We start from the raw sequence: 22,543 nt of genomic DNA, 5'->3' as shown, positions 1-22,543 counted from the left end.
ACGATTCCGTAAGTTGCACAGGTCCCGGCACCGCTCGCCGGTTTGTTCAGTTTTGTACGACGTCCCCCTGGAGTCCCCGTGACGATCACTTCCCCGCACCTCGGCAGCCCCGCAGTCTGGACCGACGCCAAGCTGCTGTACGCGTTGGAGGAAGTCGTCGAGACGGAGCTGAACCGGCACCTCAAGGTCACCAAGGACTGGATGCCGCACGAGTACGTGCCGTGGAGCGAGGCCCGGAACTTCCCCGGCTTCTTCGAGGACGGCGAGGCCTGGGACAAGGAGCAGTCCAAGGTCACCGAGATCGGCCGCATCGCCCTCGTCGTGAACCTCCTCACGGAGGACAACCTCCCCAGTTACCACCACGAGATCGCCTCCCTCTTCGGCCGCGACGGCGCCTGGGGCACCTGGGTGCACCGCTGGACGGCGGAGGAGGGCCGGCACGGCATCGTCATGCGGGACTACCTGCTCGCCTCCCGCGCGGTCGACCCGGAGAAGCTCGAAGCGTTCCGCATGCAGCACATGAGCGAGGGCTTCGAGTCGGACAACCGGCACTCGATGCTGCACTCCGTGGCGTACGTCGCCTTCCAGGAGCTGGCCACGCGCGTCTCGCACCGCAACACCGGCCACCAGTCGGGCGACCCGGTCTGCGACCGCATGCTGGCCCGCATCGCGACCGACGAGAACCTCCACATGGTCTTCTACCGCAACCTCCTGAAGGCCGCGTTCGACCTCGCCCCCGACCTCACCATGCAGGCCGTGCGCGACGTCCTCGTCAACTTCCGGATGCCCGGTCACGGCATGCCCGGCTTCGAGCGCTTCGCCGCGCAGATGGCCATCGGCGAGGTCTACAACCTGCGCATCCACCATGACGACGTCATCCAGCCCGTGCTGCGCTTCCTGAAGGTCATGGACATCGACGGTCTCGGCCCCGAGGGCCAGCAGGCCCAGGAGGAGATCGGCCTCTACATGGGCGGTCTGGACTCCGAGGCGTCCAAGTTCGACGAGAAGCTGGCGAACCGCAAGGCCCGCATGGCGGCCCGCGCGAGCGCCTGACCGACCCCCGGCCGCCCTCGAACCGCCCGGTGATCGATTTACCGGTGCGGGACGTGCCCCCGCTGCGGCATCATGCCGCCATGCGTGACAACAGCACGTCGGGGGCGGCCGTCGGCTTTCTGCTGCACCTGATCGACAGCGCGGACGCCGAGCGGATACGGCGGCGGATCGGCCTCCCGGAGGCCGAGGGAACTTCCGAGGCCCGGCGCAACACTCTGCTCTGGTCCTGGACGAGGACGGCCGTGCCGTCCTCCGTGCTGTTGTGGGTTCTGGAGGAGGACGATCCGGAACTGAACCAGTGGGTCTGGCGGCACGTCTCCGCGGACAACGCGATGCGGCGCGCCATCGCGCGGGGTGTGCCGTTCGGCCACGCGCGCGTAGAGCCGTTGACCGTCGCCGAGAGCGTGCAACGGGCGGACGAACCGGCGGTCCCCGTCAACTTCACCCGGTTCGGCCTGGTCGGCGCCCTGCGCGAGGGCACCTCTATGCAGTCCGCGCGGACGGCCGCGTCGATGGTCCTGGAGCGCTCCGACTGGCAGGCGGTCACCGAGGCGGACCAGGATCGCCCGCTGCCCGGCTACGCCCGCTGGGCCCTGTCGATACGCCCGGACTGCCCACCCGCACTGCGCGCGCACTTCGGCACCCACCGCAAGTTCACCCACCGGGTGGAGGAGGCAGGCGTCCTGGACGGCCCCGCCGACTACGCGACCGCCTGGGGCCCCGCGTCGCACGTCCTTCAGGTGCTCTCCACGGGCCAACTCATGTTCCCCTCGCGCGCGGCCGAGGCCGAGGACGCTCTACGACCGCTCGTGCGCGAGCACTTGGCCGACCACGAGGACGCCTGGGCGGTCCTGGCGCAGCTGATCGACACGTTCCACGGGAACGTGGTGGAGCTGGTGGTGACGGCGGGCGCGATCGCCTGAGCGCTGGTCATGAGTCGCCGAGGGGGGCGGGGCGGCTGGATTCGAACCAGCGTGTTCCGGTTCTGGAGACCAGAGCGCCTGCCTCTGCGCTACGACCCCGCCCTTGGGACCAGAGCGTAATGCCTTGGCCCATTGTCAGTGCCGCCTGGTACCAATTGGGCACGGGGGAAATGCGGCACGGGGGGGGCGTGACATGGCGTACGGGGAGCGGGGTCGGCGTAACCCTTTGGTCGATCTGGCCGACCGCAGGGCGCTGGAGCGGTACCGGCCGGCGGACCCGGCGTCGGTCGCCGAGGCGCGGCGGCTGAAGGAGGCCGCGCTGCTGGACTTCGGGCTGACGGAGTCGGCGGTGGCGTCCTGGCTGTACGCGAAGTGCCATCACCAGATCCCGACCACGGCCGTGGACACGGCGGCCGTGGTCGCCTCCGGCGACGGTTCCTGCCTGCTGCTCTTCAACCCGGACTTCTTCGTCGGACTCGGCCTGGACGGCGTGAAGTTCGTGCTCTTCCACGAGGCACGGCACCTGGTGCAGCGCCATCTGTTCGCCGACCTCGAACTGCGCGACGACCCGGTCTTCGAACTGGCCGCCGAGGTATCCATCAACCATGTCGCCCTGGTCCGCCTCGGCCGCACCGAACTGCCCCTGCTGGACGGCCGACCGACAGGCATCGACCCACGCGGAATCCACCGGCTGTACCGGGACGACCTCACCGCACACGGCCTGGAGCCGGTCCCCTACGAGGAGTTCATCGCGACCGACATGAAGGTGTTCGGCGAACTGAAGCGCATGCGGCACCCTCCGGTCCCGGAGCGGCAGCTGTGCGTGCACCTGGTGGACGGATGGGTACCGGCCGACCAGGAGACGGTGGACGCGGTGGCGTCGTCCGCGCTGCTGAACTCCCTGCTGGCGGCCCGGCGCGGACACGCGGGCGCGGAGCGGGAGTTGCTCGACCTGATGGGCCGCACCGAGGACGGTTCCGCGCGGGCCGGCCGGATCTGGGGGAACCTCGGCGCGGGCGTCCTGCGCGGCGAGACGGCACGCACGCGTACGGTCCACTGGTGGCAGCGCTGGCTCGTCGACGTCCTCGGCTCGAAACTGCGCGACGGCGAGCGGCTGGTGTACCCGAAGAAGCGCGGCGCCCTGCTCGCGGCCCTCGGCCAGGACCCGATGCTCTCGCGCCGCGGCCCGGTCCGGGACAAGGTCCTGGTCGTCGCGTACGACACCTCGGGCTCGATGCCGCACCGGGTGATCACCTGGCTCACCGAACTCGTCGGCCGCATCGACGGGGTCGAGGCGCACTGGCTCTCCTTCGACGCCGTGGTGATGCCGTTCAGGCCGGGCGAGCGGGTCTACGGCGGTGGCGGCACGAGCTTCCAGGTCGTCGCGGACTACCTGGAGGGGCGTACGGAGGTGAACGGCCGGCGGTTCGACGTGACCCCGGACGCGGTCGTGGTGCTCACGGACGGGTACGCGCCGCCGGTCACGCCCGCCGAGCCGGACAAGTGGATCTGGCTGATCACCGAGGGCGGCAGCGAGTGGCCCGAGACGCACAACCCGGCGATGGACTGCCATCGCGTCACGACAGGATCGACGTAAATGACCACGGAGACAGGGCAGTTGACGACCCCGGAGGCCGGACACGGCCGGCGTGAGCCGTCGCGCCTGGAGTCCTTCATCGACGCGATGATCGACATCGGGCAGACCGGGCAGATCTTCGGCGAGCACGGCATCGGCAAGACGGCGACGTTCTTCTCGCACATCGGCCGCGCCCACCCGGGCACCGCGCTGGTGTACGTCCCGGCGGCGAATCTGACACCGGACGACCTGCTCGTCAACGCGCCGGTGCGGGACCCGCACACCGGTGAACTCGTGCTGCGCCAGCTGGTGATGAGCCAGCTCAAGCCGGGCACGCCGTTCGTGCTGCTCATCGACGACTCGTTGCAGGCGGGCGACACGATCCAGTCGCAGCTGATGCAGATCGCCTGCAACTGGACGCTCGGCGAGCACGATCTGCGGGCGCTCGGCTGCGTCGGTGTCTTCCTCACGGACAACGAGTCGCTGTCCGAGACCTCGGCCCGGCGCGGCGACCTCGCGCTGCTCGACCGCATGGTCACGATGCGGATCACGGCGAACGACACGTCCTGGCGCCGGCACCTGGCGGCCAAGTACCGCCCCTGGGACCTCCGTTCGGTGTTCAGTGTCTGGGCGTCGCTCTCGCCCGCGCTGCGCGAACTGCTGTCCCCGCGCACGCTGGACCACGTCCTGGCCAACGCGAAGGAGGGCTTCCCGCTCCGCTGGGGCCTGCCCCTGATCGACGGCGAGCGGCTGCGGCTGGCCGAGCCGGGCCCGGACGGCAGGCCCGGGCAGAACCGCACGGCGGAGATCCTGGACCGCGTCGCCGAGGCCCTGGGCGTGCCCAACCCGGCCACGATCCCCGACCCGGTACGGCAGGTGGTGCGGGCCGCATTGCGCAACCGCTGGACGGTGCTGCTCCAAGGGCCGCCCGGCTGCGGCAAGACGGAGCTGGTCCGGGAGACGGTCCGCGCGGGCCTGGGCCGGGAGCCGCTGTACTTCTCGCTGCCGGTGACGAACGTCGAGGACCTGTGCGCGCCGATCCCGTCACCGGGCGGCACCCTGGACAACCTGCTGGCCGCGAACTTCACCGGGCCCGGCCCCAAGGCGATCGTGTGGGACGAGTACAACCGCCCCAAGGACAAGGCCGCGTTCGCCAAACTGATGGAGATCACCCAGGAGTGGTCGCTCGCAGGACGGCGGATCGAGAACCTGCGGGCGCAGATCGCCGTCCAGAACCCGCCGTACCACCTGGGCCGCAAGCTGCTGGTGTCGCGGAACAACATCGCCCAGGCGACGCGGTTCACGGCCTCGCTGACGGTGGACCCGGAGGACATTCCAGCGAACGAGTGGCTGCTCGCGCGGTACGGCTCGGACGCGGAGACGGTACTGGAGTGGTGGAAGCACGACATCGACGACGACGGCCGCGCCTGGATCACCAAGCGCACGCTGGAGCGGCTGATCAAGCTGCACCGGCGGGGGCTGCCGCTGGAGATGGCGACGGTCTACCTCGGCGACGGCGAGTACGCGCCCGTGCCGCTCACCGCCCTGATCGACCGCTTCAAGGGCCGCCCGGTGACGGGGCTGCGCGAGTTGGCCCGTGACGCGGACCTCTGGGAGGCCCGGCTGCGCCGCGCGGCCGAGCACACCGACGAGGGCGGCGACGACAGCGACGTGGTCCACCAGATCCTCGCCAACGCGGAGCTGTCCCAGCTGAAGAAGCACCGCCCGGTGGTGGCCCGCATGGTGGCCCTGCTGCCGGCGAAGCTCCGGGCGACCTATCTGGTAGGGGCTTCAGCGCAACAACAGCGGTTCTGGACGGACATCTTCACGGGGTTGGCGCGTCGCTGACCCCGTGCTCGGCCTCCCCCGGCCGCGCGGTGCGGTGCACGCTGCGCACGGCCGCCACGTCCGGGGCGAGCGAGGGGGCCGGGATGTGGGCGGCGAGTGCCTCCAGGCGGCGTTTGACGCTGGCGGCGATCCCCTGGCCGAGGACGAAGCGGGTGGGGGTGACCGCGCGGGGTGCCGTGTCGAGGAGGCGGTGGGCCTCGCGGCTGCGCATCCCGGTGTGGGACAGGACGAGGTGGGTGAGGCGGTGCTCGGCGGCGACGAGGGTCCGGCCGATGCTCTCGGCGGCGCGCAGATCAACGTGGTTGTCGGCCGCGCCGAGCACAGCCGCCGCTCTCACCCGACCGAGGTCCAGCAGGCCGACCCCGGCCGCGGTGGCGGCTGCCACCAACCGCGCCGCGCCCTGCGGACCGATGTCGTTACTGGCGACGGACAGCCGCGCGAGCCGCCCGTACGGCGCGCGTTCCAGGGCGTCGGCGAGGAGGAGGGCACCGGCGTCCCCCAACTGCGCGGCGGATACGTAGAGTTCGTCGATCGCACCCGCCGCGACGACGGCGGCGAGGGGTGCGGCGCCGTCCGCGCCGAGCGGATTGCCGCCGATGAAGAGGCGCTCGATACGGCGCCCATTACCGGCAGCCGCGAGCAACGCGTCAGCAAGAACGACGACGCCCGCCGGATCGATCCCGGTCTGCACGAGGTCGAGCGTGCGCAACGACCGCGCGGACTCGATGAGTTCGGCCGCCGCCCGCCCGCCCCCGCTGCCCAACGGGTTGCGCTTGAGCCACACCCCGGTGACGACCTGCGGCGAGGCCCGCAACTGGTCCGCGATCCGACAGGCACCACCGGCCGTGATCCCGTTGCAGCCGAGATAGAGCGTCTCGACGTCCCCACTCCCCGCGGCCACGACCTCGGCCCCCTCGTCCCCGAGCCCGTCGGTACCGAGCAGCAAGTGCCGTACGGGAGAAGGTCCTTGGGCCAACGCCTCGGCGACCAGCGCGGCACCCTCCACCCCCAACTCCTGCTTGCACAGGTCGAGCCGCCCGTCGGGCAGGGCCGTGCCTACGGCGAAGTCGAGGCGCTCTCCGGCAGGTCGGCCCGCCCTCAACCAGTCGAGCAGCGGGGCGAGTTCGGCGACGGGTCTCGGCACGATGTACGGGACACCGGCGAAGGTGATCGCCGGGGGAAGTGGCAACGGCGAGGCAGGGGCGGTCGGTACGGGTACCGGGTCCGGTTCGCCCGGTTGGACGGACGTCGCCGCCTCCGGACCGGTCGACGCATCCGCCGGACGAGCCTCGCCCGAGCCGGGCGACGGGGACTCCGAGACCCCCGCGCCCTCCCCCGGACCCGCCACAGCAGATCCTCCCGCGTCCTCCACGCCCCCGCTCACCACGCCGCCTCCCGATAGTCCTTGAGGAACACCCCGGACACCGGGTCGCCGGACTCGCCGCGCACGATCGGGTCGTAGACGCGGGCCGCGCCGTCCACGATGTCGAGGGGGGTGCGGAAGCCGGCGTCGGCCATGCGGTCCTTCTTGGGGGCGGGGTTCTCGTCCGTGATCCAGCCCGTGTCGACGGCGCACATGTGGACGCCCTGGTGAGCGAGTTCGGCGGCGCTGGTGCGGGTGAGCATGTTGAGGGCGGCCTTGGCCATGTTGGTGTGGGGATGGCCGGGCATCTTGTTGCGGACGGCGAACCGGCCCTCCACCGCGGTGACGTTGACGACGTACCGGCGGGGGCGCGGCGAGGCGAGCAGCAGGGGCAGCAGGCGGTCGCAGAGGAGGGCCGGGGCCAGGGCGTTGACGAGTTGGGTCTCCAGGACCTCGGCCGGGTCGAGGGCGCCGAGCCGGGCCGACCAGGAGTTCTCCGGGGACGGGTCGGGCAGGAGTCCGGCCTCGTCGGCCTCGCGGAGTACGACGGGGAGCGTCGAGGCGCCGCCCGCGAGCATCCGCATCGGTGTGAAGCCCGGCGCCTGCCATGCCCCCTCCGGCAGCGCGTCACGCTCCCCCGCGGTCAGCAGCGCGTACGACTGCGGAGGGCGTCGTACGGTCTGCGCGGCGTTGTTGACGAGGATGTCCAACGGTTCGCCCGCCTGCCTCAACTCCTCGCACAGGCCCAGTACTTGGCGGGGGTCGCGGAGGTCGACGGCGAGCACCGTCAGCCGGTCCAGCCACTTCTCGCTGCCCGGCTCGGCACGGAACCGGCGTACGGCATCGTGCGGGAACCGCGAGGTGACCAGCAGCTGCGCGCCGTCCCGCAGCATCATCAGCGCCAACTGGAAACCGATCTTCACCCGCCCGCCGGTGAGCAGCACCCGGCGCCCGCTCAGATCCGTACTCAGCGCCCGGCGTGCGGAGTTGTCGGCGGCGCAGTCGGGACACAGCCGGTGGTAGAAGGAATCCACCTGTCGATAGGGCGACTTGCAGACGTAGCAACTGCGCGGCCTGCGATAGACACCCCCAGCGGCATCCGCACGCCCCGCCAACTCGTCCGCACGCCCGACCAGTTCACCCGCGGCACCCAGCGGAGCGTCCTCGCGTCGATCCACCGCCCCCGTCGCGGTCGCCGCCATCGTCGCCGCGTCGGCCGCGGACACGTCGGCACCGCGGGCCTTGCGGCGCCGCAGTCGGCCGTCCCGGGCGAAGGACACGGCGACCTGTTCCGCGCGCAGGCGCACCGGATCGTCGACGGGCAACTCCCGCAGCCTGCCCACCGCGTGGTGGAAGGCGGCCAGTTCCGCCTCGGTGATCCCGCCCTCGTCAGTCATCGCTTCCCGCCCCGGCCGTGCCATGAAGTGGGCCCCGGCCGGATTCGAACCGGCGTATCCACCTTGCCAAGGCGGCGAGTCTGCCTCTGCTCTACAGGGCCCCCGAACGCAGCCCGGGGATCGGATTCGAACCGATGTGATTCGTCAGAGCACGACGTGCGCCTGCCTCTGCGCTACGCCCGGGTGCGCCTCCGGATCCTAACCGCACTCCCCCGCGCGCGCCGCACCGAATAAACGCGCCCGTTCAGCGTGAGGTGGTGCGTCGGATCTCCAGGCGTTCCTTCTCCGACAGACCGCCCCACACGCCGAAGCGTTCGTCGTGGTCGAGGGCCCACTCCAGGCAGGCCGAGCGGATCGGGCACATGCCGCAGATCCGCTTGGCCTCCCGGACGGAGCTGCCGGGTTCGGGGAAGAAGAAGTCCGCCCCGGTCTGCGCGCACAACGCCTCCTGCTGCCAGTCCAGGTCGGGCGAGGTGATCGTGTCGATGTGCATGGCCAGGATCGTGCCGTCCGGCGAAAAACGTTCGATCAACGCGGGATCAACGCCGCGCTCCGAGGCCTCCGGCCGCCCCGATGATGACCCCTGCGCCCGCACCGGCGCACGGCGGCGCGCGGAACCGGTATGAAAACACGGAGAACTTCAGCGGTCACCGAGGGTGACCAACGCCGTATCCGCGAACCGCCGCCGCGCTCCGGCAGCGATTGTCAGTGGGCGGTGCAAGACTCGGCAGTGCAGAGAACGGGCCCTTCCTACGGGACCCTTCAATGAGGAGGGCAATGATGCTCACCACCCGTTTCGTCAACGGCGCTCCCAACTGGCTCGACGTCGGCTCGCCCGACATCGACAGCGCCATCTCCTTCTACGGCGGTCTCTTCGGCTGGCAGTTCCAGTCGGCGGGACCCGAGGCCGGCGGCTACGGCTTCTTCCAACTCGACGGCAGGACGGTCGCCGGCGGCATGCCACTGCCCCCGGAGCACGACTCGTCCGCCTGGACCGTGTACTTCCAGAGCCCGGACGCGGAGGCCACGGCCAAGGCCGTGGAGCAGGCGCACGGCGCGGTCCTGTTCCAGCCGATGGACGTGATGGGCCAGGGCCACATGGCGATCCTCAGGGACCCGGGGGGTGCCGCGTTCGGCATCTGGCAGCCGGGCCAGATGAAGGGTGTTGACGTCATGGGCGACCCCGGTTCGCTGACCTGGGTCGAGCTGTACACGCCGGACATCGCCGCGGCGGCTGCGTTCTACTACGCCTCGCTCGGCCTGGAGACCTCCGCCGTCCCCATGCCGGGCGGCGACTACACCTGCCTCAACCCGTCCGATGGCGGTGAGGACGCGATGTACGGCGGTGTCGTCCCGCTCGACGTCGACCCGGACGGCGCGGCCTCGGGGGCGTACTGGCTGGCGTACTTCGAGGTCGCCGACGTGGACGCCACGGTGGCCAAGGCGCAGGAGACCGGCGGCAAGGTCGCCGTGCCGGCCACCAGCATGGAGGGCGTCGGCCGCATCGCCCAGCTGACCGACCCGCACGGCGCCCGCTTCGCCGTCATCAGGAGCGAGCCGCCGCAGGGTTGACGGCGCCCCCCGAGGGGGCGGGCTGGCTGGCCAGTCCTACGCCCACGTACGGGCACGGCTCACGCGGAGGCGCGGTGGACCAGTGTGGTCGGCAGGATCACGCTGGACGGCGCGCCTCCGACGCCGTCCGGGGCGCCCCGGCGGTCGAGGCCGCGCAGCAGCAGGCGGGCCATCAACCGGCCCATCTCCTCTATGTCCTGACGGACCGTCGTGAGCGGCGGTTCGGTCTGCTCGGCGACCGGAAGCATGTCGTCGAAGCCGATCACGGCCACGTCCTCGGGCACCCGCAGCCCCTCCTCGCGCAGCACCTTCAGGGCGCCGTAGGCGGTGAGGTCGTTGGCGGCGAACACGGCGTCCACGTCGGGGCAGTTGTCGAGGAGTTCCCGCATCGCGCGCTCACCGCCGCCCGGGGTGAAGTCGCTCTCCACGATCAGCCGCGGATCCACGTCGACCATGACGTCCCGGAACCCGTCGAGCCGGTCCACCGCGGAGGTCTGGTCGAGCGCGCCGGTGATGTGCGCGATCCGGGTGCGGCCGAGCCCGACGAGGTGCCGTACGGCCTCGCGGGCGCCGCCCCGGTTGTCGCAGTCGACGTAGACCGTCGGTCCGGAGGCGCGTGTCCCCTCGCTCCAGGAGGGCCGGCCGCCGAACACGGTGGGGACACCGGCCCGCTGGATCAGTCCGGGCAGCGGGTCGTCGAGGTGCAGGGAGAAGACGAGCGCGCCGTCCACGTGACCGCCGGCGAGATAGCGGCCGACGCGGGCGTGGTCGTCGCGGCCTTCCGTGAGGAGCAGCACGAGTTGGGAGTCGTGGGCGGTCAACTCCTTGCTGATGCCCCGGAGTTGCATGGCGAAGAAGGGGTCGGCGAAGACGCGGGTCTCCGGTTCGGCGATCACCACGGCGATGGCGTCGTGCCGCTTCGTGACGAGGCTCCGGGCCGCCTGATTGGGGACGTACCCGAGTTCGTCCACGGCCTGCCGGACCCGCTCGACGAGCGATTCCCGCACCCCGTCCCCGCCGTTGACCACCCGCGAAACGGTGGCCCGCGACACCCCCGCCCGCGCGGCCACGGCCTCCAACGTGGGACGCGGTGCTGTCTCGGTCACGGTTGGACCCCTCCTCGATGATGCGGATCAGGATAGCCGCGGCGGAACAGGACGGTGAGAGCGCTCCCAGTTCGGCGAGACGCACTTGCCGGAGAGCGGTTCACCCCAGCAGATCCACCCGCCGCCCCACTCCGTCCCGCTCCGCCCTCTCATACGCCAGCCACGCCACCGCGAGGTCCTGCCACGGCAGCCCGACCGGGGCGTAGACCGAACGCGCACCGGCATCGGTCCGCCCCGGATGGTCTCCGCGCAGTACGTCGCCGAGCGTGGTGTCGATGTGGGCCGGGGTCAACGCGCCCACGGACTCGACCAGTTGGCGGTCGTCGACGACGACCAGTGCCGCGTCCAGCAGGTCGGCGCCGAGTTCCCGCTTGCCCGGCTCGTCGGCGCCCAGGCTGGTGAGGTGCTGTCCCTCCCGGGTGTCCGCGAGGGACAGCAGCGGGGTGCGGGACCAGGTCGCCAGGAGGACGATGTCGGCGACCGCGGCGATCTCCTTCGGCGAGCCGAGCACCCGGCCACCGTGTCGGGCGGCGAACTCGGTCGCACGGTCCAAGTCCGTGTCGTGGACGAGGAGTTCGCCGTACGGCCGGAGCACGCCCAGCCCCCTCACCATCAACTCCGCCTGCGCCCCCGCGCCGATCACTCCCACCACCGCACCCTCCGCCGAACCCGCGAGGGCATGCGTGCCCAGGGCAGCCGCGAGCCCCGTACGCCACGCGGTCACCGTCGCCGAGTCCAGCAGGGCGAGCAACTCGCCGTCCACGCCGCTGTGCAGGCACAGCACGCCCCTCAACGCGGGCCGCGCGTCAGGGAACTTGGCGTTGACCTTCACGGTGTAGGCCTCGATGCCGGGCAGCAGTCCGGGCATCAGGGCGGTGGCCGTACCGGGGAACGGCAGGTCGGTGCGCACCCGTTGACCCGGGATCGCCACCGGGGCACCTACGGCGAGGAAGCCGGCCCGCAGCGCGGCGAGGCAGGCCGAGGGTTCCAACAGGGCGCCGAGGGCGCTCCGCGTCAGCAGGCGAGTCATGCGCTCATGATCCGTCGGAAGCGGAGTCAGGGGCGCAGGAGCCGGAGGAGTCGGCGGCGGAGTCCGTCGCGGAGTCAGCGGCAGAATCCGCGGCCGTCGCGGCCTTCTTCGCCCTGCTCGGCTGCACCCTCTTCGGCTCGCCCGGCATCTTCGGATACTCCGGCGGGTACGGCAGATCGCCCAGCCCGTGGTCGTGTTCGTCGCGGCGGGCGAGTTCGAGGAGGGCGTCCAGGGAGTAGCGGTGGTCGTCCATGTCGGCGTGCACGTCGCCGAGTTCGGCGAAACGGACCGGCATGGTCGCGAGGTCGAAGTCCCGGGGGTGCGCGGCGTTGACCTCGTCCCAGCGCAGGGGTGCCGAGACGGGGGCGTGCGGGCGGGGTCGTACGGAGTAGGCGGAGGCGATGGTGCGGTCGCGGGCGGTCTGGTTGTAGTCGACGAAGATGCGCTCGCCGCGTTCCTCCTTCCACCACTTGATCGTCACCTGGTCCGGCATCCGGCGGGCCAGCTCGCGGCCGACCGCGATGGCCGCGCGGCGGACCTGGGTGAAGGTCCAGCGGGGTTCGATCGGCACGAAGACGTGCAGGCCGCGACCGCCGGAGGTCTTGGGGAAGCCCTGCAGACCCCCGAACTCGTCGAGTACGGCGCGCAGTTCATGGGCGGCGCGGACCGCGTCGTCGTAGTCGGTGCCGGGCTGCGGGTCGAGGTCGATGCGGAGTTCGTCGGGGCTGTCGACGTCGTCGCGGCGCACCGGCCAGGGGTGGAAGGTGAGGGTGCCGTACTGGGCGGCCCACAGCACGGCGGCCTCCTCGGTGGGGCACATCTCGTCGGCGCTGCGCCCGCTGGGGAAGGTGATGTGGGCGGTCGGGATCCAGTCGGGCATGTTCTTGGGTGCCCGCTTCTGGAAGAAGTTCTCGCCCTCGACCCCGTCCGGATAGCGCTCCAGGGTGGTGGGGCGGTCGCGCAGGGCGCGGAGGATTCCGGGGCCGACCGCGATGTAGTACCGGGCGAGGTCCAGCTTGGTGAAGCCGCGCTCCGGGAAGAAGATCTTGCCTGGGCTGGACAGCCGTACGGTCCGGCCGCCCGCCTCCAGTTCCACCGCTTCGCCCATGCGAGCCACCGTAGGCCCGGCGCGCGGACATCGCACACCGGGCGGCAAGCGATGGACGAGAGCAGAATCGGGAGCATGGATCTGCCGGTGATGCCGCCCGTGAAGCCCATGCTCGCCAAGTCGGTGGCGAGGATTCCGCCGGGCATGCACTACGAAGCGAAGTGGGACGGCTTCCGGGCGATCGTGTTCCGGGACGGGGCCGAGGTCGAACTGGGCAGCCGTACCGGAAAGCCGCTGACCAGGTACTTTCCCGAACTGGTCGAGGCGCTGAAGGAGCGCGTGCCGGAGCGGTGCGTCCTGGACGGCGAGATCGTGATCGCCCGGGACGGGCGGCTGGACTTCGACGCGCTGAGCGAGCGCATCCACCCGGCCGAGTCGCGGGTGCGGACGCTGGCCGAGCGGACCCCGGCCTCCTTCGTCGCGTTCGACCTGCTGGCCCTGGCCGACGAGTCACTGCTCGACGTGCCGCTCGGCGACCGTCGGGCGCTCCTCGAACGGGCCCTGTCCGGCGTGACCGCACCCGTGCACCTGGCGCCCGCGACCACCGACATCGAGGTGGCGCAACGGTGGTTCGAGCAGTACGAGGGCGCCGGGCTCGACGGTGTCGTGGCGAAACCACTCGATCTCCGCTACCGCCAGGACGAGCGCGCGATGTTCAAGATCAAGCACGAACGGACCGCGGACGCCGTCGTCGCGGGCTACCGCCTCCACAAGAGCGGCCCCGTCGTGGGCTCACTCCTTCTCGGCCTCTACGACGGTCAGGGCGCCCTGCAACACGTGGGAGTGTCCGCGGCCTTCACCATGAAGCGGCGCGCCGAGCTGATCGAGGAACTCGCGCCGCTGCGCATGGACGACCCGACCGGGCATCCGTGGGCGGCCTGGGCGGAGGAGGCCGCGCACGAATCCGCCCGGCTGCCGGGCGCCCCGAGCCGCTGGTCCGGCAAGAAGGACCTCTCCTGGGTGCCGCTCAGACCGGAGCGGGTGGCCGAGGTCGCGTACGACCACATGGAGAACGGCGCGCGCTTCCGGCACACGGCGCGCTTCCGCCGCTGGCGCCCCGACCGCACGCCCGAGAGCTGCACGTACGCGCAGCTGGAGGAGCCGGTCCGCTACGACCTCGCCGAGATCCTCGGTCCGCCGGACTGACCCCTTCCGGATCTTCCGGTGGGCCGATCGGCCCATTCGACGCGCACAAACACAACCGAGCGGGTATGGCCACCAATGAACTTATAAGCGCACAATCGAAAACACAGACTTGGTGGCAACGGTGGGCATGGGACAAAAGGCACCTGAGCGTCGCGGCGCGAGAAGAGCGGCGCTGCTGGCCGCCACGCTGACGGCCTCCCTGGCGGTGGGCTGCACGGCACATCACGGCAGCTCCGCCGACGACGGGCGCGGACAGAGCCCGCCCCCCGCACAGACCCCGGCCCAGAGCCCGAGCGCCGGCGGCACGGTCGCCCCCGCGGCCGGTCCGCTGCTCGCGGTGAAGATCGACAACGTGCCCGCGGCCCGCCCGCAGACGGGCCTGGACTCGGCGGACATCGTGTACGCGGAGCAGGTCGAGGGCGGGCTGAGCCGGCTGATGGCGGTCTTCGCCACCAAGCTGCCCCAGTCCGTCGGCCCGGTGCGCAGCGCCCGCGTCTCCGACCTGGAGCTGCTGCGCCAGTTCGACGACCCGACGCTCGCCTTCTCCGGGGCGCAGCACAAGCTCCTGCCGCTGATCGCCAAGGCCCCGCTGCGATCGGCGTCGCCCGACGAGGAGGGCGCCGCCTACTACCGGGGCGTCGGCAAGTCCGCCCCGCACAACCTCTACCTCCACCCGAACAAGCTGCTCCCCTCCGCCCCGGGCGCGGCGGCCCTGACCACCGGCTTCCACTACGGCGCGGCCCCTACGGGCGGCAAGCCCACGGCCTCCCGCAGCGTCCGCTACCCGGCGGCCCGCTTCACCTTCACCTGGTCCGGAACCAAGCACCGCTGGCTGGTCACCGAGGACGGCACACCCACCGTGCTGACCAACGGCAAGCGGGTCGCCCCGGCGACGGTCGTCGTCCAGTACGTCAAGATCCGCAAGTCCAAGTACCACGACGTCCTCGGCAACAACACGCCCTACACGGAGACCGTCGGCTCCGGGAAGGCGGACGTGCTGCGGGACGGTCGTACGTACAGCGTCGACTGGAAGCGACAAAAGGCCGCGGACGGCACGGAGTTCACCACCGCGGACGGCAAGCCCATGAACTTCGCGAAGGGCCAGGTCTGGGTGGTGTTCGCGAAGGCGTGATGCCGGGCGGCGACGGCCTAACGTTGCACGGCGAGGGGCTCCCCCGGATTGCGGAGCCCCTCCGCCGCATCCGAGACACGTTGGATGAGGTCAAAAAAGACGCCCTGCTCCTCGGCGGAGAGCGGAGCCAGAAAAACCTGGTTCATCCGAGCCGTCCGCACGACCAGCTTGCGGTGGACACGCGTGCCGTCACCGGTGAGCCGCAGCAGAAACCGCCGCCCGTCCTGCGGATCACGCACCTTGTCGAGCAACCCGCGCCTGATCAGCCGGCTGATCACCTCCGCGATGGTCGACCGGTCAAGCCCCACCCGCTCCCCCACCGTGCGCTGGTCGAGCCCCGGCTCCTCGGCGAGCGCGTTGAGCACCGCGAACTGCGGGGAGGTGATCTCCTCGGAGACCATGGTGTTCCACAGCAGATAGTGCGCCTGCTGGAGTCGCCGGGCGAGGTGCCCGGGGTGGGTGGTGAGGTCCACCGCGGCCATGTGCCCTCCCGACGTCAAATTCATCCGTGCACTGAACGATACCTGGAGGCCCGCAGGGTGAGTCCAGCCTCGTGCACCGACAAGCCCCCGTACTTGACCTCGCACTTCTCCCAGGTCTTGACGGCGGGCCCCCACAGTGACAGCGTGAAGGAAACTTCACCGAAATGCTCAGTGCCCTGATTACCTACTGACCGGGCGCTCGAACGGGACGGAGCTTCACGGATGGACAAGGTGGTCGCCACAGCCGACGAGGCCGTGGCCGATGTGCCGGACGGAGCGACGCTCGCGGTCGGCGGCTTCGGTCTGAGCGGTGTACCGAACGTGCTGATCCAGGCCCTCTACGAGCGCGGTACGACCGGCCTGGGCGTGGTCTCCAACAACTGCGGGGCGATGGAGTCCGGCCTCGCCGTCCTCCTCTCCGCCGGGCGGATCGCGCGGGTCACCGGCTCCTACATCGGCGCCAACAAGGAGTTCGCCCGCCAGTACCTCGCCGGCGAACTGGAGGTCGAGATGATCCCCCAGGGCACCCTCGCGGAGCGCCTGCGCGCCGGCGGTGCGGGGATTCCCGCCTTCTACACCCCGGCCGGTGTCGGCACCCAGGTCGCCGAGGGCGGACTGCCCTGGCGCTACGACGGCTCCGGCGGCGTCACGCTCGCCTCGCCACCGAAGGAGGTGCGGGAGTTCGACGGCACCGAGTACGTCCTGGAGCGCGGCATCCGCACCGACTTCGCCCTGGTCCGCGCCGCCAAGGGCGACCGGCACGGCAACCTCGTCTTCAACAAATCCACCCGGAACTTCAACCCCCTCGCGGCGATGGCGGGCAAGGTGACCATCGCCGAGGTGGAGGAGCTGGTCGAGCCCGGCGAGATCGACCCGGACGCGGTGCACCTGCCCGGGATCTTCGTGCAGCGGGTGGTGGCCCTCACCCCCGAGCAGGCCGCCGACAAGCGGATCGAGCAGCGGACGGTGAGCAGCTGATGGCCTGGACACGCGGGGAGATGGCGGCCCGCGCGGCACGCGAACTCCAGGACGGGCAGTACGTCAATCTCGGCATCGGCCTGCCGACCCTGATCCCCAACTACCTCCCGCCGGACGTCGAGGTGATCCTGGAGTCGGAGAACGGCATCTTGGGCACCGGCCCATATCCGACCGAGGACCAGGTCGACCCGGATCTGATCAACGCCGGCAAGGAGACCGTGACGGTCCTGCCGGGTGCCTCCTTCTTCGACTCGGCGCTCTCCTTCGGGATGATCCGGGGCGGGCACATCGATGTCGCCGTGCTGGGCGCGATGCAGGTGTCGGCGGGCGGTGACCTGGCGAACTGGGCGATCCCCGGGAAGATGATCACCGGGATCGGCGGGGCGATGGACCTCGTGCACGGCGCCCGCACCGTCATCGTCGTCATGACCCATGTGGCCAAGGACGGCTCCCCGAAGATCCTCACGGAGTGCGCGCTGCCGCTCACAGGCAAAGCGTGTGTGAACCGAGTCATCACCGATCTCGGCGTGATCGACGTGTCACCCGAAGGTCTCGTGTTGATCGAGACCGCGCCCGGTGTGAGTGTCGAGGAGATCGTCGCCAAGACCGACGCGAAACTCACCGTCACGGAAGGCCTGCTGTGAACCCGGTTTACATCGTCGACGCCGTCCGCACCCCCATCGGCAGGTACAGCGGAGGGCTCGCCTCCGTCCGCCCCGACGACCTCGCCGCCCACGCCCTTCGCGAACTCCTCGCCCGCACGCCCGACTTGGACCCGTCCCGCATCGAGGACGTCTACTTCGGCAACGCCAACGGCGCCGGCGAGGAGAACCGCAACGTCGCCCGCATGGCCGGCCTCCTCGCGGGCCTGCCCACCTCCGTGCCGGGCGTCACCGTCAACCGGCTCTGCGCCTCCGGCCTCGAAGCGGTCATCCAGGCGGCCCGTGCGATCGCGGTCGGGGACGCCTCCATCGCCGTGGCGGGCGGGGTGGAGTCGATGACCCGGGCGCCGTACGTGCTGCCGAAGTCGGACCGGCCGTTCCCCGCCGGGCACACCGAGTTGTACTCGACCACGCTCGGCTGGCGCATGGTCAATCCGGCCATGAACCCGGAGTGGACCATCCCGCTCGGTGAGAGCGCGGAGTTGATCGCCGACAAGCACAAGATCGGCCGGGAGCAGCAGGACGAGTTCGCGCTCGCGAGTCACCGGAAGGCGGCGGAGGCGCAGGCCGCTGGGCTCTTCGACGGCGAGATCGCCCCCGTGTCGATCCCGCAGCGCAAGGGCGACCCGGTCGTCTTCGGCGCCGACGAGTCCGTACGGGCCGACGCGTCCCTCGCCGCCATGGCCAAGCTCAAGCCGTCGTTCCGCACGGAGAACGGGACAGTGACCGCGGGCAACGCGTCGCCGCTCAACGACGGTGCCGCGGCCCTGCTGTTGGTGGACGAGGAAGGGCTCAAGGCCACCGGCCGCCAGCCCCTGGCCCGCGTGTCCGCGACCGGTGTCTCGGCGATCGACCCGCAGTACTTCGGACTCGCCCCCGTGGAAGCCGTCAACCGCGCACTCACCAAGGCGGGCAAGGCATTTGACGACCTGTCAGTCCTCGAACTGAACGAGGCCTTCGCCGCGCAGGTGCTCGGATGTGTCGCCGAGTGGCCCGAGTTCGACCCCGCGATCCTCAACCCCCAGGGCGGCGCCATCGCCCTCGGCCACCCCCTCGGCGCCTCCGGTGCCCGGCTCGCGGGCACCGTCGCGCACCAACTCGCCCGCAAGGGCACGGGAGTTGGAGTCGCCACCCTCTGCATCGGCGTGGGCCAGGGCCTGGCCCTCGTCCTCGAACGGTAGGAACTGGAACGGCAGGAACCCCCATGGCTCTCACCCAGCACGACATCGACCTCGAAATAGCGGCCGAGCACGCGACGTACGAGAAGCGGGTCGCCGACGGCGCGCCGGTCGAGCACCACCCGCGCCGCGACTACGCCCCATACCGTTCCTCACTGCTCCGCCACCCGAAACAGCCGCCGGTCACCATCGACGTCTCGAAGGACCCGGAACTGGTGGAGCTGGCCTCCCCCGCGTTCGGCGAGCGGGACATCACGGAGATCGACAACGACCTGACCCGGCAGCACAACGGCGAGCCCATCGGTGAGCGGATCACCGTCTCCGGGCGGCTGTTGGACCGGGACGGGCGGCCGATCCGCGGCCAGCTGGTGGAGATCTGGCAGGCGAACTCGGCCGGCCGCTACGCCCACCAGCGCGAGCAGCACGACGCCCCGCTGGACCCCAACTTCACCGGTGTCGGGCGGACGTTGACCGACAACGAGGGCAACTACCGCTTCACGACGGTCCAGCCGGGCCCCTACCCCTGGCGCAACCACGTCAACGCCTGGCGCCCTGCGCACATCCACTTCTCGATGTTCGGCACGGCGTTCACCCAACGGCTCGTGACGCAGATGTACTTCCCGAGCGATCCGCTGTTCCCGTACGACCCGATCATCCAGTCGGTGACGGACGACGCGGCCCGGCAGCGCCTCGTCGCGACGTACGACCACAGCCTGTCGGTGCCCGAGTTCTCGATGGGCTACCACTGGGACATCGTGCTCGACGGCCCGCACGCCACCTGGATCGAAGAAGGACGCTGACCCGCCATGACGAAGATCGACACGAGCCGCCCGGAGTCCGTGCCGCCGACCCCGTCGCACACGGTCGGCCCCTTCTACGGCTACGCGCTGCCGTTCCCCGGCGGCGGTGACATCGCGCCGGTCGGACACCCGGACACGATCACCGTCCAGGGGTACGTCTACGACGGCGAGGGCAAGCCGCTGCCCGACGCCTTCGTCGAATTGTGGGGACCCGACCCCGACGGCAACCTCTCCACGACCGACGGCTCGATCCGCCGCGACCCGGCCAGCGGTGGCTATCTCGGCCGCAACGGCGTCGAGTTCACCGGCTGGGGCCGCATCCAGACCGCCGCCAACGGCCACTGGTACGCGCGGACGCTACGGCCGGGCGCGCGCGGCCGTAGCGCCCCGTACCTCAGCGCGTGCGTCTTCGCGCGCGGGCTGCTGGTGCACCTCTTCACCCGGATCTACCTGCCGGGCGACGAGGCCGCGCTCGCCGCGGACCCGCTGCTGTCCGGGCTGGACGCGGCGCGGCGTGACACGTTGATCGCGCAGGACGACGGCAGGGGCACATACCGTTTCGACATCCGCCTTCAGGGCGAAGGCGAAACGGTCTTCCTGGAGTTCCAGTGACTACTGCCGACCCGTCGTCGGACACCGGTCTGCTCGCCCCCGGGTGGGCCGGCTCCCCCGCCGCGTCCGCGACGAGCGACACCGCGTATCTACGGGCCCTGCTCGACGCGGAGTCAGCCCTCACCCGCGCCCAGGCCGCCCTGGGTCTCGCCCCCGCCGAGGCGACGACGGCGGTGACGGCCGCGGCCGACGTGGACCGTTTCGACGTACGGTCCCTCGTGGAACGGTCCAGGGCCGGCGGAAACCCGGTGATCCCGCTGGTCGCGGACCTGACGAAGGCGGTCGGCGGGGAGTACGGCCCGTACGTCCACCGGGGCGCGACCAGCCAGGACATCATGGACACGGCGACGATGCTGGTCGCGTCCCGCACCCTGGACCTGGTCCTGACCGACCTGGCCCGCACGGAGCACGCGCTGTCCGGGCTGGCCACCGCCCACCGCGACACCGCGATGCCGGGCCGGACCCTCACCCAGCACGCCGTACCGACGACGTTCGGGCTGAAGGCGGCGGGATGGCGGTCGCTGGTGCTCGACGCGCGGGATCGCGTACGGGGGGTAAGAGATGCGCTGCCCGTCCAACTCGGGGGCGCGGCAGGCACGTTGGCCGCCTTCACCGCGTACGGCGCCGAGGACGCGCTCGCGCTGCCGGACGCCTACGCCCGTGAACTCGGCCTGACGGCACCCCTGTTGCCCTGGCACACACTCCGGACGCCGATCGCCGACCTCGCCGGATGCCTGGCCTTCGCGGCGGGTGCGCTGGGCAAGGTCGCCGCCGACGTCCTCGTCCTGTGCCGGACGGAGATCGCCGAGGTCTCCGAGGGCAGCGGCGGCGGTTCGTCGGCCATGCCGCACAAGGCGAACCCCGTACGGTCCACGCTGATCGCCGCCGCCGCGCGCCGGGCACCACAGCTCGCGGCCGTCCTCTACGGCTCGTTGGTCGCCGAGGACGAGCGGCCGGCCGGGGCCTGGCACGCCGAGTGGGAACCGTTGCGGGAGCTGCTGCGGCTGGTCGGCGGGGCGGCGCGTGATGCCGCCGAGCTGACCGAGGGGCTGCGGGTGCACCCGGACGTGATGCGTGAACACCTGGATCTCACCCATGGGTTGATCGTCTCCGAGCGGCTGTCGGCCGAGCTGGCACCGCTGCTGGGCCGGGCCCGGGCGAAGGAGCTGCTCACGGAGGTCACCCGGCGGGCGTACGCGGAGCGCCTGCCGTTGGCCGAACTACTCGCCGGGGAGCCGGAGTTGAAGGACCAAGATCTCTCCGCACTGACCGACCCCGCCCGTTACACGGGTTCCGCCGGAGCCCTCACCGACCGCGCCTTGGAGCGACGTTGACCGAGAAACTCCTCAACTTCCGTGCCGAGGGCGCCGATTCCGCTCCCCCGCTGCTGCTCGGGCCTTCGCTGGGCACGTCGTACGCCCTGTGGGACAAGGTCGCGCCCGAACTGTCCGTCACCCACCGGGTGATCCGCTGGGACCTGCCCGGGCACGGTGGTTCGGCACCCGGACTGATCGGGCCCGGGGCGACCGTAGGAGACCTCGCGGACCTGGTGCTCGCGCTGGCCGACTCCCTCGGGATCGAGCAATTCGCCTACGCGGGTGTGTCGTTGGGCGGTGCGGTCGGTCTGCATCTCGCCGTGCACCACCCCGAGCGGATCGCGTCGCTCGCCGTCATCTGTTCCTCGGCCCACTTCAACGGGGCGAAGCCGTGGGAGGAACGGGCCGCGCGGGTACGGAGCGAGGGGGTGGGGTGGCTGGTGGAGAGCGCCGACTCCCGTTGGTTCACGCCCGGGTTCACCGTCCCGGAGCTGGTGGCCGACCAGCGTGATGCAGACCCGTCCGCGTACGCCGCGTGCTGTGACGCGCTGGCCGCGTACGACCTGCGCGAGCGGCTTCCCGAGATCGGCGCGCGGACGCTGGTGATCGCCGGCCGGGACGACCCGGCGACCCCGCCCGCGCATCTGCGGGAGATCGCGGACGCGGTGGCGGGCTCGGCGCTCGTGGAGATCCCGGGTGCTTCCCATCTGGCGGTCGCGCAGTGCCCGGAGGCGGTCCTCACCGCGCTGCGGGCGCACCTCGGCGGGGGTGCCAAGCGTGGGATGGAGGTACGGCGTGAGGTGCTGGGCGATACCCACGTGGACCGGGCGCAGGCTCGGCAGACGCCGTTCACCGCGCGGTTCCAGGACTTCATCTCGCGGTATGCGTGGGGGGAGGTCTGGACCGATCCAACGTTGTCGCGGCGCGAGCGGAGCATGATCACACTCACCGCGCTGATTGCACATGGGCATTACGACGAGTTGGCCATGCATGTTCGGGCGGCTCGGCGGAATGGGCTCACGCCGGAGGAGATCGGGGCCGTGCTGTTGCAGAGTGCGGTGTATTGCGGGGTGCCTGCGGCGAACTCGGCGTTTGCTGTGGCGCAGCGGGTGTTGGCCGAAGAGGGCGACTAAGGGGGTGGGGCTGCTTGTTGTGCGTCGTCTGCGGCTACGTCGTGGCTGGTCGCGCAGTTCCCCGCGCCCCTAAGGACTTGGGCTGGCCTGCGCTTTCTCAAAACTGGGGCTGGCCCACGCTTTTAAGG

At 71.1% G+C, this 22,543-nt stretch carries 21 protein-coding genes and 3 tRNA genes; 14 read left to right on the top strand and 10 right to left on the bottom strand.

The annotated features are described in order from the left end of the window. The first annotated feature begins 78 nt into the window (after window positions 1-78). Window positions 79-1,053 (top strand): acyl-ACP desaturase, encoded by a 975-nt coding sequence (locus tag OG407_RS41845; protein ID WP_405865554.1) that lies wholly within the window; start codon window positions 79-81, stop codon window positions 1,051-1,053. A gap of 80 nt (window positions 1,054-1,133) precedes the next feature. Next, window positions 1,134-1,976, top strand: coding sequence for a hypothetical protein (locus tag OG407_RS41840; RefSeq protein ID WP_405865552.1), 843 nt, complete (start codon window positions 1,134-1,136; stop codon window positions 1,974-1,976). Window positions 1,977-2,001: 25 nt separating this feature from the next. On the opposite strand, the gene OG407_RS41835 is transcribed toward OG407_RS41840, so the two are convergent. Next, window positions 2,002-2,077: transfer RNA gene (locus tag OG407_RS41835), tRNA-Trp, on the bottom strand. 92 nt (window positions 2,078-2,169) lie between these two features. Here OG407_RS41835 and OG407_RS41830 point away from each other — a divergent pair. After that, window positions 2,170-3,573, top strand: coding sequence for a DUF2201 family putative metallopeptidase (locus OG407_RS41830; protein WP_405865550.1), 1,404 nt, complete (start codon window positions 2,170-2,172; stop codon window positions 3,571-3,573). Further along, a complete protein-coding gene (locus tag OG407_RS41825; protein ID WP_405865548.1) occupies window positions 3,574-5,400 on the top strand; it encodes an AAA family ATPase in 1,827 nt (608 codons plus the stop codon). Here the strand turns inward: OG407_RS41825 and OG407_RS41820 are convergent. From OG407_RS41820 to OG407_RS41800, 5 genes are all read right to left on the bottom strand, one after another. Next, on the bottom strand, window positions 5,378-6,748 hold the full coding sequence (locus OG407_RS41820; protein ID WP_405865546.1) for a ribonuclease inhibitor: 1,371 nt from the start codon (window positions 6,746-6,748) through the stop codon (window positions 5,378-5,380). The genes OG407_RS41825 and OG407_RS41820 overlap by 23 nt on opposite strands. 32 nt (window positions 6,749-6,780) lie before the next feature. After that, window positions 6,781-8,160: an SDR family NAD(P)-dependent oxidoreductase gene (locus OG407_RS41815; RefSeq protein ID WP_405865544.1), complete on the bottom strand. Its 1,380-nt coding sequence runs from the start codon at window positions 8,158-8,160 to the stop codon at window positions 6,781-6,783. A gap of 29 nt (window positions 8,161-8,189) precedes the next feature. Continuing rightward, window positions 8,190-8,261: transfer RNA gene (locus OG407_RS41810), tRNA-Ala, on the bottom strand. Between the two features lie 10 nt (window positions 8,262-8,271). Next, a tRNA-OTHER gene (locus tag OG407_RS41805) sits at window positions 8,272-8,344 on the bottom strand. A gap of 60 nt (window positions 8,345-8,404) precedes the next feature. Then, the gene (locus tag OG407_RS41800; RefSeq protein WP_328676244.1) at window positions 8,405-8,653 is read right to left on the bottom strand and encodes a WhiB family transcriptional regulator; all 249 of its coding nucleotides are present in this window, start codon (window positions 8,651-8,653) and stop codon (window positions 8,405-8,407) included. A 287-nt stretch (window positions 8,654-8,940) separates the two neighbouring features. Here OG407_RS41800 and OG407_RS41795 point away from each other — a divergent pair, with 287 nt between their 5' ends. Further along, entirely contained in the window at window positions 8,941-9,732 is a 792-nt protein-coding gene (locus tag OG407_RS41795) for a VOC family protein (protein WP_405868871.1), read from the top strand. A gap of 59 nt (window positions 9,733-9,791) precedes the next feature. On the opposite strand, the gene OG407_RS41790 is transcribed toward OG407_RS41795, so the two are convergent. The 3 genes from OG407_RS41790 to ligD form a co-directional block, all read right to left on the bottom strand. Continuing rightward, window positions 9,792-10,838 (bottom strand): LacI family DNA-binding transcriptional regulator, encoded by a 1,047-nt coding sequence (locus tag OG407_RS41790; protein ID WP_403585818.1) that lies wholly within the window; start codon window positions 10,836-10,838, stop codon window positions 9,792-9,794. Between the two features lie 100 nt (window positions 10,839-10,938). Then, entirely contained in the window at window positions 10,939-11,868 is a 930-nt protein-coding gene (locus OG407_RS41785; RefSeq protein ID WP_405865541.1) for an ornithine cyclodeaminase family protein, read from the bottom strand. Window positions 11,869-11,872: 4 nt separating this feature from the next. After that, the gene (ligD, locus tag OG407_RS41780; RefSeq protein WP_405865539.1) at window positions 11,873-12,976 is read right to left on the bottom strand and encodes a non-homologous end-joining DNA ligase; all 1,104 of its coding nucleotides are present in this window, start codon (window positions 12,974-12,976) and stop codon (window positions 11,873-11,875) included. Between the two features lie 75 nt (window positions 12,977-13,051). On the opposite strand from ligD, the gene OG407_RS41775 reads away from it, so the two are divergent. Both OG407_RS41775 and OG407_RS41770 read left to right on the top strand, forming a co-directional pair. Then, window positions 13,052-14,122: an ATP-dependent DNA ligase gene (locus tag OG407_RS41775; RefSeq protein WP_366492090.1), complete on the top strand. Its 1,071-nt coding sequence runs from the start codon at window positions 13,052-13,054 to the stop codon at window positions 14,120-14,122. Window positions 14,123-14,249: 127 nt separating this feature from the next. After that, window positions 14,250-15,254 (top strand): DUF3048 domain-containing protein, encoded by a 1,005-nt coding sequence (locus OG407_RS41770; protein ID WP_405865536.1) that lies wholly within the window; start codon window positions 14,250-14,252, stop codon window positions 15,252-15,254. 17 nt (window positions 15,255-15,271) lie between these two features. Here OG407_RS41770 and OG407_RS41765 read toward each other — a convergent pair whose 3' ends face one another. Beyond that, window positions 15,272-15,736 (bottom strand): MarR family winged helix-turn-helix transcriptional regulator, encoded by a 465-nt coding sequence (locus OG407_RS41765; protein ID WP_405865534.1) that lies wholly within the window; start codon window positions 15,734-15,736, stop codon window positions 15,272-15,274. 222 nt (window positions 15,737-15,958) lie between these two features. On the opposite strand from OG407_RS41765, the gene OG407_RS41760 reads away from it, so the two are divergent. From OG407_RS41760 to pcaD, 7 genes are read left to right on the top strand one after another with little or no spacing between them, the layout of a single operon-like run. Continuing rightward, complete coding sequence (locus OG407_RS41760) at window positions 15,959-16,714, top strand: CoA transferase subunit A (protein WP_327399896.1); 756 nt, start codon at window positions 15,959-15,961, stop codon at window positions 16,712-16,714. Further along, the gene (locus tag OG407_RS41755) at window positions 16,714-17,358 is read left to right on the top strand and encodes a CoA transferase subunit B (RefSeq protein ID WP_405865532.1); all 645 of its coding nucleotides are present in this window, start codon (window positions 16,714-16,716) and stop codon (window positions 17,356-17,358) included. Before OG407_RS41760 ends, OG407_RS41755 begins: the two co-directional genes overlap by 1 nt. Then, window positions 17,355-18,557, top strand: coding sequence for a thiolase family protein (locus OG407_RS41750; RefSeq protein WP_405865530.1), 1,203 nt, complete (start codon window positions 17,355-17,357; stop codon window positions 18,555-18,557). The genes OG407_RS41755 and OG407_RS41750 overlap by 4 nt, the downstream gene beginning before the upstream one ends. Before the next feature lie 23 nt (window positions 18,558-18,580). Further along, a complete protein-coding gene (gene pcaH / locus OG407_RS41745) occupies window positions 18,581-19,354 on the top strand; it encodes a protocatechuate 3,4-dioxygenase subunit beta (RefSeq protein ID WP_403585840.1) in 774 nt (257 codons plus the stop codon). Between the two features lie 6 nt (window positions 19,355-19,360). Further along, complete coding sequence (gene pcaG, locus OG407_RS41740; RefSeq protein ID WP_405865528.1) at window positions 19,361-19,966, top strand: protocatechuate 3,4-dioxygenase subunit alpha; 606 nt, start codon at window positions 19,361-19,363, stop codon at window positions 19,964-19,966. Further along, on the top strand, window positions 19,963-21,300 hold the full coding sequence (gene pcaB / locus OG407_RS41735; protein ID WP_405865526.1) for a 3-carboxy-cis,cis-muconate cycloisomerase: 1,338 nt from the start codon (window positions 19,963-19,965) through the stop codon (window positions 21,298-21,300). The genes pcaG and pcaB overlap by 4 nt, the downstream gene beginning before the upstream one ends. After that, complete coding sequence (gene pcaD, locus OG407_RS41730) at window positions 21,297-22,415, top strand: 3-oxoadipate enol-lactonase (protein ID WP_405865524.1); 1,119 nt, start codon at window positions 21,297-21,299, stop codon at window positions 22,413-22,415. Before pcaB ends, pcaD begins: the two co-directional genes overlap by 4 nt. Window positions 22,416-22,543: the final 128 nt, after the last annotated feature.

Origin of the sequence: Streptomyces sp. NBC_01515 (genome assembly GCF_045040345.1) — a bacterium.
Classification (GTDB): Bacteria; Actinomycetota; Actinomycetes; order Streptomycetales; family Streptomycetaceae; genus Streptomyces.
Note: the sequence above shows the minus strand (reverse complement) of the source record. Positions and strands in the feature narration are given on the sequence as shown.